Origin of the sequence: Diaphorobacter ruginosibacter (assembly GCF_040396215.1) — a bacterium.
Taxonomy (GTDB): Bacteria; Pseudomonadota; Gammaproteobacteria; order Burkholderiales; family Burkholderiaceae_C; genus Diaphorobacter_A; species Diaphorobacter_A ruginosibacter_A.
In genome coordinates, this window is record NZ_JBEBOW010000130.1 from 1 (window position 1) to 10,314 (window position 10,314).

Below are 10,314 nucleotides of genomic sequence, written 5' to 3' on the forward strand. Positions count from 1 at the left end.
GCGTCGTTGGCTGCGTCGTTTGTGCGCTGGCGTCGAGACCGGGCATGGACAGCGCGGCGACGCAGATGAGCAGGGATGGGAGCGTGGAAGGCTTGGTCTTGGTCTGGTGGCGTTCGAGCATGGGAAGTCCTTGTGTGCCGGGTTGGAGCGGGGCGATGGGTTGAGGCGAGTGCTGCCGGCCGCTTCAGCGATAGCTGGTGAAGACGCGGGTGGACACGTCGCTGTTCATGAGGTTCCGGGTGACCAGAAGAACGTCATACGGGTCCTTGCGGCCGCCATATTCCGGGCCGTCCATGCCGGGGCTGCCCACCGGCATTCCGGGCACGGCGAGACCCATGGCCTTGGGTTTTTGCTCCAGCAGTTTCATGACGTCCCTGGCGGGCACGTGGCCTTCGAGCAGATAGCTGCCCACCAGCGCCGTGTGGCAGGACGCAAGGCGATTGGGCAGCCCCAGCCGGGCGCGCGCCGCGTTGTTGCCTTCGTCATGCACGGTCACCTGGAATCCGTTGGCTTCCATGTGCCTGATCCAGTCATGGCAACAGCCGCAGTTGGGATCCTTCCAGACCTGCACCGGGATGCGGGCGGGCGTGGCGCCCATCGATGGCAGGGCGATGGTTGCGGCGATGCCGGCAAGCAGTTGCCGGCGCGTGAATGCGAAAGGGTGGTTTGGCATGGTGTTCTTTCCTTGCATGCGTTATTCGGTGACGGTGAAGGTGCCGCTCATGCCCGCCTGGAAGTGGCCGGCGATCAGGCAGGCGAACTCGAAGCGGCCCGCGCGGTTGAAGTTCCAGACGAGATCCTCGGCCCCGCCGGGCGCGACGTGGGCCATGTAGGGCTCGGCATGTTCCATGCCCGGATTTGCGAGCATCATGTCCGCATGCCGCTGCAGGCTGGCCGGTGTCCCCAGAACCACCTCGTGCATGATCCGGCCCCGGTTTTCCACGCGCAGCCTGACGGTTTCGCCTTTTCTCACGGTGAATTCGCGTGGGGAAAACCGCATGTCGTCGGTCATGCGCAGCGTGATGGTGCGGGCTGCGTTGGTCGCGTCTGCCGCAATGCCCCAGTCCTTTTGCTGCCTTGCGGCCGGGGCGTTGCCCGCATGGCCGTGATGGCTTTCATCGCCATGCGCAAGGGCGTTTGCCCCCAACGACAGAAGCACGCATGTGCTCCAGATCGCAATGTATTTCTTCATGGATTACCTTCGTTCTCAGTGGTGTTGATCGTGGTCCGCGCCGCCGGCGGGTTTGCGAACGTTAGGGGCCTGCGGCGCGCTGCCGGGCGTGGTCTGGCGTGGCGCGCCGGCGTCCTGCGGCTGGCCGGTCCATTCCCATGCGACGCTGCCCGCGGGATGCGGGAACCATCCCGGATCGCGGTAGTCGTCCGCGCCCAGTTGCGCCCGTACCTTGAGCGTGGTGAACATGCCGCCCATCTCCAGCGGTCCGAACGGCCCGGCGCCGCTCATCATGGGAAAGGTATTGTCGGGCAGCGGCATTTCCATGGAGCCCATGTCCGCCATGCCGCGCTCGCCCATCATCATGTAGTCGGGCACGATCTTCTGGATGCTCGAGACGAGTCCGCGATGATCGACTCCGATCATCGTCGGCACGTCGTGGCCCATCGCTCCCATGGTGTGATGGCTCTTGTGGCAGTGCAATGCCCAATCGCCGGGCTCGTCGGCAATGAATTCGAGCTGCCGCATCTGGCCCACCGCCACGTCGGTGGTGACTTCGGGCCAGCGAGCGTTCCTGGGCACCGGACCGCCGTCGGTGCCGGTCACCTCGAATTCGTGGCCGTGGATGTGGACGGGGTGGTTGGTCATCGTGAGATTGCCCACGCGGATGCGCACGCGGTCCTTGCGCCTGGCGACCAGCGGCGTGATCGCGGGGAACACGCGGCTGTTGAAGGTCCAGATGTTGAAGTCCGTCATCTCGTTGACGCGCGGGGTCATCGAGCCGGGCTCCACGTCGTAGGCGGCCAGCAGGAATGCATAGTCGCGATCCACCTCGGCGATGAGCGGGTGCGCGTTCCTGGGATGCGTGATCCACAGGCCCATCATGCCCATCGCCATCTGCGCCATTTCGTCGGCATGCGGGTGGTACATGAAGGTGCCGGGGCGGCGCGCGATGAATTCATAGACATAGGTCTTTCCGGGCGCGATGTGCGGCTGCGTGAGCCCGCCCACGCCATCCATGCCGTTGGGCAGGCGCTGGCCGTGCCAGTGGATGGTGGTGTGCTCGGGCAGGCGGTTGGTGACGAAGATGCGCACCCGGTCGCCTTCGACCACCTCGATGGTCGGCCCCGGACTCTGGCCGTTGTAGCCCCACATGTTCACCAGGAATCCCGGAGCGACTTCGCGCACCACGGGTTCGGCGACGAGATGGAATTCCTTGACACCCTGGTTCATGCGCCACGGCGTGGTCCAACCGTTGAGCGTGACCACGGGGCGATAGGGCCGTCCGTTGGGCGGCGCCAGCGGGGCTGCGGTGTTTGCCGACGACTGGCTGGCCGGTTCGGGCAAGGCGGCCATCGCCACGCGGCTGATGGATGCGGCGGCGGCAGCGGTGGCCGCGCCCTGGAAGAAGTGGCGGCGCTGCATGTCAGTGGCCCTGTTCGTTGTCGTTGATGGAGGATGCCGGGCTGCTGTCCGCCGCCACGAATGGGCCGGGCGAGCCGCCCGCGAGCGCGAACTGCAGGTCGGTTTCGGCCAGCCAGAAGTCGCGCTGTGCGTCGGTTGCGCTCATCACGGCACGCGTCGTGGCGCGGGCCTGCGCGAGCAGTTGCCAGACGCTGTCGAACATGCCGTTGTAGCGCAGCACGGTTTCGTCCTGCATGAGCTTGGCGAGCGGCAGCACTTGCGATTGCTGCTGGTGCGCGAGATCCCACGCCGTGCGGTAGCGCAGCCAGCTGGTGCGGGCTTCGCCGCGCGCGCGCAGCGCCGCCGATTGCAGTTGCGCTGCACTGCGCCGCACCTCGGCACGCGCGCGCGCCGAAGCCGCGCCGCCCCAGTCGAAGATGGGCAGGGGCAGTTCCAGCTCCCAGCCGTGGGTCTTGTCGCGCTGACCGGTTTCGCGGTCGCTGGCGCGGTTGCTGGAGTAGGTCGCGCCGATGTCCGCGAAGACCGTGCCCACCGCCGGCCAGCCGCCGCGATCGGCGGCGACTTCCAGCTCGCGGCGCAGGGCGCGCAGGTCCAGGCGCTCGCGCAGAGCCGTGGCTTCGGCATCGTCGCCCGGGCGCAATTCGGCGGCCAACCGGGGAAGCGCGGGCAATTGCCCTGGCAGCTCGAAGGCCGCCCCTGGTCCCCACAGGCCCATCATGCGCGCGAGTTGTTCGCGGTCCAGGTTCGCCGTCAGTTGCGCGCGGGCAAGCTGCGCCGCGGCTTCCTGCGCAATCGCCAGTTCACGAGCCTGCTGCAGCTTGCTGAAGTTACCGGCCCGCGCCATCCGGGCGGCCAGTTCCGCGCCGAGCCGAGCGGCGTCGTTCATCCTCAGAGCGGCGGCGAGCGACTGCTCGGACGCCACGGCGCGCAGCCAGGCGCGGCGCGTATCGGCGGCGATGAGCAGGACGTTCTGCGAGGCCTGCAGCGTGGACTGCTCCATCTGCCAGCCCAGCCAGCGCGAACGCCAGGGCAGGGTGAGGACATCGACCAGGCCGAACCCAATCTGCCGTTCTATCTCGCGCTCCCGCCCGCTGGTGAAACGGCCCAGCGTCAGCGTCGGATTGAACAGCGTGAGCGCCTGTGCGCGATCGGCATCCTGCGCGGCGAGCGCGGCAAGCTGCGCGTGAAGATCGGGGTTGTTGAGCAGCGCGATGCGCACGGCCGTGTCCTGATCGAGCGGCTGCCGCAACCAGCCGGCGATATGCTCCTGCGCGTCGCGTTGGGCCTCGGCGTCGGTGGATGGCAGTTGCGCATCGGCGGGAAGGCGGCCTTGCGTATGTTCCTGGACCTGGCCGCGCAGCCCGTCGGGCGCGATGCTGGCGCAGCCTGCCAGCGCAAGCGCCGCCAGTGGGGTGATGATGCGGTGCAGCTTCATGGCCGGGCTCCATGCCGATGGGAATGGGGCGCGGGTCCGGCTTCGCTGGCGGGTGCGCCGGGCAGCCCGGCTGCGCGCGCGTCGCGTGGCCGGGCTTCTTCCCAGCGCACGACGTCCGCATGGCCGCGCGGAAACAGGGCCACCGTCTCGTTGGCGGCGCGCCAGTCGCCCGGTTGCTGGACGATTTCACCGCTCGGCGGCAGGGCGTGGTGCCGCAGCGCGCGGGTTGGCGCGTTGGCGTCGTCCACCGCCGGGGACGTGCCGGTCTGCGCATGCGCGGCGGCGGCGAGGGCCATGCCGCAGACGGCACAGCGCACCGCCATGGTGGCGATGGATTGACAGGAATGCGCTGGGCGCATGGATATCTCCCGAAAACTTCAGACTCGTGCAGCGCCCGCCAGGCCTCCATGTATGCGGCGGATTGCGGACGCACCTAGGGCGTGGAAGTTCAGGAGATGGGCGGCTTGGCCACCTGCGCGGGCAGCGCGCTGGCAAAGCGCTCGCTGTGCTCCGCATGCGGGGATTGCGGGGCTTGAGGGGCTGGCAGTTCCCACCGCGCGGGCAGATGCAGCGAGGAGTTGCAGATGTCGCAGGCGGAGCACGGCGTCGCGGCGTGATGCTTGCCGCCGCCGCAGTCCCGCGCGGATGAGGATCCGTCCATGCAATGCGCGGACGAAGGCATGTCGGCGACGGCTTCATGCCGCTGCTCATGCAGCATGGCCGGATCGGCGTGCGCGGGATGCTCCATGTGCCGCATCACCGCGTGTTCGGCGGGCTCCAGCGCAGCGGCGGGCATGATGCCCATGGCCATGGCGTCGCCCAGCAGGCCCCGGAGGACCAGCATGAAGACGAGAGCCATGGAAAAGATGCGGCGCATGGGTTCAATGATAGCCGTGCTTCAGGAAAGTTCCTGAAGGCGGAGCGTGCTCCGCGCTGCATTCCATGGGCCTTCGTGCGCGGAAGGCTGCCCATGAAGCACTTTTTCCTGTCTATTTCCCCTTGGCCCAGTTGCGCAGGCGCAGCCCGTTGGCCACGACGAGCAGGCTCACGCCCATGTCCGCCACCACCGCCATCCACATCGTGGCCATGCCCATGAGCGCGAGGATGAAGAAGACGGCCTTGATGCCCAGCGCCAGGCCGATGTTCTGCCACAGGACGCCATGGGCGGCGCGCGAGAGGCGCACGGTGTCGGGAATGCGGCGCAGGTCGTCGTTCATGAGCACCACCGAGGCGGTCTCCATGGCCATGCCGGTGGAATGCGCGCCGCCCATGGCGAAGCCTATGTCGGCCTTGGCGAGCGCGGGAGCATCGTTGATGCCGTCGCCGGTCATTGCTGTGGGGCCCTTGGATTTCTGCAGCTCGGCCAGCACGTCGAGCTTGTCCTGCGGGAGCAGGTCGCCGCGCGCGTCCTCTATGCCGGCCTGCGTGGCGATGGCTTGCACGGTGGCCGCGTTGTCGCCGCTCAGGACGATGGGCTCGATGCCCATGGCCTTGAGCTGCTCCACCGCCTCGCGCGAGGTGCCGCGAAGCGGATCGGCCACGGCAAACAGGGCGCGCACCGATTGCGCGTCGGCCAGCAGGGTCACCGTGCGGCCCTGAAGCTCCTGCTCGGCAAGCAGGCGTTCCAGCTCCGGGTTGGCCAGGCCCATCTCGCGGATCATGCGCAGGTTGGCGAGCACATGGCGCGTGCCGTTGACCCGGCCTTCGACGCCGCGGCCCGCCAGCGCCTTCAGATCATGCACGCTGTTGTCCAGGGGGCCGGGCAAGACGCCAGACAGACCGGATGCGATGGCGCGCGACACCGGATGGTCCGAGCGGCTGGCGAGCTGCCAGGCGATGTGGGCGCTGTCGGCTTCGTCGCCGGCGGCCATCGCCCTCCAGTGCACGAGCATGGGGCTGCCGGTGGTGAGCGTGCCGGTCTTGTCCAGCGCAATTACCTTGATGCGGCGCGCTTCTTCCAGCGCGCTGCCGCCCTTGATCAGAACGCCGCGCCGGGCAGCGGCCGTGAGCGCGCTCACCACCGTGACCGGCGTGGAGATCACCAGCGCGCAGGGACAGGCGATCACCAGCAACGCGAGCGCCTGATAGATGGCCTGATGCCACGTCCAGCCCGCCACCAGCGGAGCCAGCACGGCCAGCAGCAGCGCCAGCACGAAGACGATGGGCGTGTAGACCTGTGCGAAGCGGTCCACGAAGCGCTGCGTCGGCGCGCGCGATGCCTGGGCTTCCTCGACGGCATGGACGATGCGCGCGAGCAGCGTGCCGCCGGGCGGCGCATCGACCCGCATCAGCAGCTCGCCATGCTGGTTGACGCTGCCCGCGTAGAGCGGATCGCCGGCGGTTTTCTCCGCCAGCCGGCTTTCACCGGTGATGGGGGCCTGATCGACGGCGCTGTCGCCCTGCGTCACCGTGCCGTCGAGCGGCACGCGCGCGCCGGGCGCGATGCGCACGGTCGAGCCGACGGCGACCCGTTCGACCGGCAGCCTTTGCACCGACCCGCCGGGTTGCAGCACGTCCGCCGTTTCCGGCGCAAGATCCAGCAGGCTTCTGATGGCATTGCGGGCCCTGTCCATGGCCTGTGCCTCGATGCGCTCCGCAGCGGCATAGAGCGCCATCACCATCGCGGCCTCGGGCCACTGGCCGATGAGGAATGCGCCAGTCACGGCCACGGCCATGAGCGCATGGATGCCGAGCCTGAAGCTGGCGAGGCTGCGGATGCCGGCCTTGTAGACGCCCAGGCCGGACAGTCCGATCGACGCGACGGCGAGCGCCATTCCCACGTAGGGCAGATCGAGCCAATGGCCGATTTCCGCGCCGAGCGCCACCGCGAGCGCGGCGAAAATACGCGGCCAGCCGGGCAGGACGCCATGGTCATGGCCCGCGTGATCGCCGCCTTCTCCATGCGCGTGCGCGTCGCCGCCGCAGCAGGCGCCGCAGCCGATGGCCGCGGGGGGCGCCTTTTTCAGGGGCTCGCCGGGCGTGTGGTTGTGGACATGGGCGTGATCGTGCCTGCCGCCGTCGGGGCTTTGGGGGGAGGTGGGAAGTGAAGTGCCGTGACTCATGTCATCATTGGAAACCTTGAAGTCACTTGAAGGTCAAGCGATGTCCCTACAGAGTCCCCAATACCGTATCGGTGAAGCCGCGCGCCTGTCGGGCATTGCGGCCGCGAGCATTCGTTATTACGAGAAGGAAGGACTGCTTGCGCCGCAGCCGCGCGCGGACAACCGGTACCGGCTGTACAGCGACGATGAAATCCACCGGCTGCGTTTCGTGCGCCTGTGCCGGGCGATGGACATGTCGCTCGATGAGGTGCGCAGCCTGATCGCGCTCGACGTCTCGGCGCAAAGCGATGCCCACGCGGCCTGCGCCACGCTGGATGAGCATCTTGAACATGTGCGCACGCGTCTGGTGGAATTGCGCACGCTGGAGCGGGAGCTGCTTTCCCTGCGTGGGCGGTGTGACGGCAAGGGCGGGCATTGCCATGTGATCGAGGCATTGCACGAGCGCGCCGACGCCGGGCCGGTTCCGCCGCCCCAGGCCGCCCACAAGCGCCACGTCTGACGTGGGGCCGTTCGCCCGTCCCGCTATGATCGATCCATGAGTACGATGCAAGGCTTTGCCGATCTGCCGGAACGCATCTGGAATACGGTGCGGCGCTGGCTCGTGGCCTGGTGGCGCATCCTTTATCTGGGCGCGGTGGTGCTGGTGCTGATGCTTTCGCCTTCGAGCTACAGCCGCGCCACGCGATGGCGGCTGGCCCGGCACATGTATCTGGAGACCGCGCCGGTTCTGGCCGGCCATACGCTGCTGATGGCGCTGCTGAGCCTGGTGATCACGCGCATCGTGGTGGTCACGGCGCAGAGCTACGGACTGTCGCAGTACGCGCTGGAGATGGTGATTCGCGTGCTGGTGCTGGAGCTGATTCCGCTCACCGCCGCGTTGTTCGTTGCGATGCGCGCGACCATTCCCAATGGAACCAGGCTGGCGCTGATGCGGCAGTCGGGACGCTTCGAGAAGCTGCGCTCGCACGGGGCGGACCCGATCCGCGTGGAACTCCTGCCGCGCGTGGTCGCGGGCATCTACGCCAGCGTGACCCTGGCGGCGCTTTCCTGCGTGGTGGCGCTGGTGATGGCGTATGTGGGTGTTTTCGGACTGAGCGCGGCGGGCCTGCCGGTCTATACGCGCATGTTCGGGCGTGTATTCACGCCGCAGGTCACCTTCATCTTCGCTTTCAAGACCGTTTTTTTCAGCCTGGCGATCGCGTTGATCCCGATGGCCGAAGGCTTGTACGCGGAGGCCCGCTCCAGCGTGGGCGGCGCGCTGCGCAGCGCCGATTCGGCGCTCGGAGGGCTGGCGCGCATGTTCGCCGTGCTGCTGCTCATCGAGGCGGCCTCCCTGGTGGGCAACTACTACTGAAGAAGAATGCGAGGCATCACACCATGAATGAGCCGCAGAACAAGGAATTGACTCCACGGCAGCAGGCCATGCTCGACAGCGAGGAACTGCTGCGCCCCGTCGCGCACCTGGAGCGCAAGGCGGTGGCGATGCTGCTCTTCTCGGCGGCGCTCATCGTCGGCGCCGCGCTCTACCTGATGTACGCGCGCGGCGTGTTCGAGCCCACGCAGCGGCTGATCCTGACCGCCGATGATTCGCAGGGCGTTTCCGTCGGCATGGACATGACGTTCCAGGGCTTCCCGATCGGGCGCGTGCGCAGGATCGAGCTTGCCGACAACGCGGAGGTGCACATCCTGATCGACGTGCCCAGGAAGGAAGCGCACTGGCTGCGCACCAGCAGCGTGTTCACCCTGGTGAGCGGTATCGTCGGCGGCACCACCATCAAGGCCTACAGCGGCATCCTGACGGATCCGCAGCTCGAGGAGGGGGCCACGCGCCCCGTGCTGCGCGGCGATGCGACGGCGGAGATTCCACGGCTCATGTCGTCTGCCCGCGAGCTTCTGGACAATCTCAACATGATGACGACCCAGGGCTCGGCGCTCGGCGGCGTGGTGGAGAACGTACGCACGCTCACCGACAGCCTGAACGGGCCGGGCGGCGCCATCAAGGTGTTGACCGGCAGCGAGGCGGATGCCAGGAAGCTGGCGGCGGCGCTGGATCGCGTGAACCAGCTGCTCGCCCGCCTGGACGGCGTGCTCGGCAAGGCGGACCGGCAGGTGTTTGGCTCGGGCAAGGATGCCGGCCTGGTCTCGGACGTGCGCGCCGCCGTGGTGCAGCTCAACGGCCTGCTGGCCGACACGCGCAGCAGCCTCGCCAGGATCGATGCCGTGCTGGTGGAGGCGCAGGCTGTCGGCGCCAACGCGCGCGCGGCCACGGCGGACCTGGGCGATCTGCGCGGCGAGGTCGAGGCGAACCTGCGCAAGGTGGAGACGCTGCTCGACGACATCAACCGCAAATGGCCGTTTGCGAAGGAATCGGAGTTGAAACTGCCATGAACGCCAACGTACCCGCTCATCACGGCTTCGTCATGAACGCACGCCCGCGCCAGTGGGCGTGCGGCGCGGCGCTGGGAGTGGCGCTGCTGCTTGGCGCGTGCGGCGACCGTCCGAGGGTGCCGGACTGGAAAGTCAACTCCGTCGGCTCGGTCCAGCGCGCCACGCAGGCTTATCTCTCCGGCAAGAGCCGCGCCGCCGACCAGGAGTGGAACGCTGCGCGCGGCGAAGTCTCGCGCACGGGCGATCCGCAACGGCTTGCCATGGTGGAACTCCAGCGCTGCGCCGCGCAGGTTGCCAGCGCCCAGGTCGGAGACTGTCCGGCGTTCGAGGCGCTGCGGGCAGACGCGCAGCCCGCAGCGCAGGCCTATGCGGACTACCTCGCCGGCCGCACGCTCTCGGCGCAGCAGATCGCCTTGCTGCCCGAGCAGCAGCGCAAGGCCGCGACGGATGCGGGAGCGATCGCCGCCATCGCCGATCCGCTGTCGCTGCTGGTGGCCAGCGGCGCCGCGTTGAGTGGAGGCCGGGCCACGCCCGAAACCCTGTTGAAGGCGAGCGAAGTGGCTTCGGCCCAGGGTTGGAGCAGAGCGCTGCTTGGCTGGCTGGGCTTGCGCGCGCAGCGGGCGCGGGCCATTGGAGACCTGGAGTTGCAGGCGGCGATCGAAAGGCGCATCGCGCTGGTGCAGGCGCAGGGCCGGCCTGGGCCTGGCGGCCCGGTATCGGGGAGTGAAAAATGAAAAGGCCTCGGAAAGAGGCCTGGGTGGAACCGGGATGATGCTCAGGAGCTGGTGGGCGGCCGGGAGCCCGCCCGTCTGGCTGCTGTGGTTAGAGCCGCT

The 10,314-nt window shown here is 68.3% G+C and carries 11 protein-coding genes; 4 read left to right on the forward strand and 7 right to left on the reverse strand.

Annotated elements, in window-relative coordinates; translation table 11 throughout:
- Positions 1–184 precede the first annotated feature (184 nt).
- The 7 genes from ABWP92_RS14250 to ABWP92_RS14280 all read right to left on the reverse strand — a co-directional run bounded on the left by ABWP92_RS14250 (position 185) and on the right by ABWP92_RS14280 (position 7,093).
- The gene (locus ABWP92_RS14250) at positions 185–598 is read right to left on the reverse strand and encodes a DUF411 domain-containing protein (RefSeq protein WP_353236066.1); all 414 of its coding nucleotides are present in this window, start codon (positions 596–598) and stop codon (positions 185–187) included.
- Between the two features lie 96 nt (positions 599–694).
- On the reverse strand, positions 695–1,192 hold the full coding sequence (locus ABWP92_RS14255; RefSeq protein ID WP_353236056.1) for a cupredoxin domain-containing protein: 498 nt from the start codon (positions 1,190–1,192) through the stop codon (positions 695–697).
- A 15-nt stretch (positions 1,193–1,207) separates the two neighbouring features.
- Positions 1,208–2,596 carry a multicopper oxidase family protein gene (locus ABWP92_RS14260; protein ID WP_353236057.1) on the reverse strand — a complete coding sequence of 463 codons (1,389 nt, stop codon included), beginning with the start codon at positions 2,594–2,596 and terminating at the stop codon, positions 1,208–1,210.
- Position 2,597: 1 nt separating this feature from the next.
- A complete protein-coding gene (locus ABWP92_RS14265; RefSeq protein ID WP_353236058.1) occupies positions 2,598–4,031 on the reverse strand; it encodes a TolC family protein in 1,434 nt (477 codons plus the stop codon).
- Positions 4,028–4,390 carry a hypothetical protein gene (locus tag ABWP92_RS14270; RefSeq protein ID WP_353236059.1) on the reverse strand — a complete coding sequence of 121 codons (363 nt, stop codon included), beginning with the start codon at positions 4,388–4,390 and terminating at the stop codon, positions 4,028–4,030. The genes ABWP92_RS14265 and ABWP92_RS14270 overlap by 4 nt, the downstream gene beginning before the upstream one ends.
- 89 nt (positions 4,391–4,479) lie before the next feature.
- Positions 4,480–4,908, reverse strand: a complete 429-nt coding sequence (locus ABWP92_RS14275; protein ID WP_353236060.1) for a hypothetical protein — start codon at positions 4,906–4,908, stop codon at positions 4,480–4,482.
- Positions 4,909–5,020: 112 nt separating this feature from the next.
- Positions 5,021–7,093: a heavy metal translocating P-type ATPase gene (locus ABWP92_RS14280; protein WP_353236061.1), complete on the reverse strand. Its 2,073-nt coding sequence runs from the start codon at positions 7,091–7,093 to the stop codon at positions 5,021–5,023.
- A gap of 40 nt (positions 7,094–7,133) precedes the next feature.
- On the opposite strand from ABWP92_RS14280, the gene ABWP92_RS14285 reads away from it, so the two are divergent.
- From ABWP92_RS14285 to ABWP92_RS14300, 4 genes are read left to right on the forward strand one after another with little or no spacing between them, the layout of a single operon-like run.
- Positions 7,134–7,592: a MerR family transcriptional regulator gene (locus ABWP92_RS14285; protein ID WP_353236062.1), complete on the forward strand. Its 459-nt coding sequence runs from the start codon at positions 7,134–7,136 to the stop codon at positions 7,590–7,592.
- A gap of 36 nt (positions 7,593–7,628) precedes the next feature.
- Positions 7,629–8,447, forward strand: a complete 819-nt coding sequence (locus ABWP92_RS14290) for an MlaE family ABC transporter permease (protein WP_353236063.1) — start codon at positions 7,629–7,631, stop codon at positions 8,445–8,447.
- Positions 8,448–8,470: 23 nt separating this feature from the next.
- Complete coding sequence (locus ABWP92_RS14295; protein ID WP_353236064.1) at positions 8,471–9,481, forward strand: MlaD family protein; 1,011 nt, start codon at positions 8,471–8,473, stop codon at positions 9,479–9,481.
- Positions 9,478–10,215, forward strand: a complete 738-nt coding sequence (locus ABWP92_RS14300; protein WP_353236065.1) for a hypothetical protein — start codon at positions 9,478–9,480, stop codon at positions 10,213–10,215. Before ABWP92_RS14295 ends, ABWP92_RS14300 begins: the two co-directional genes overlap by 4 nt.
- Positions 10,216–10,314: the final 99 nt, after the last annotated feature.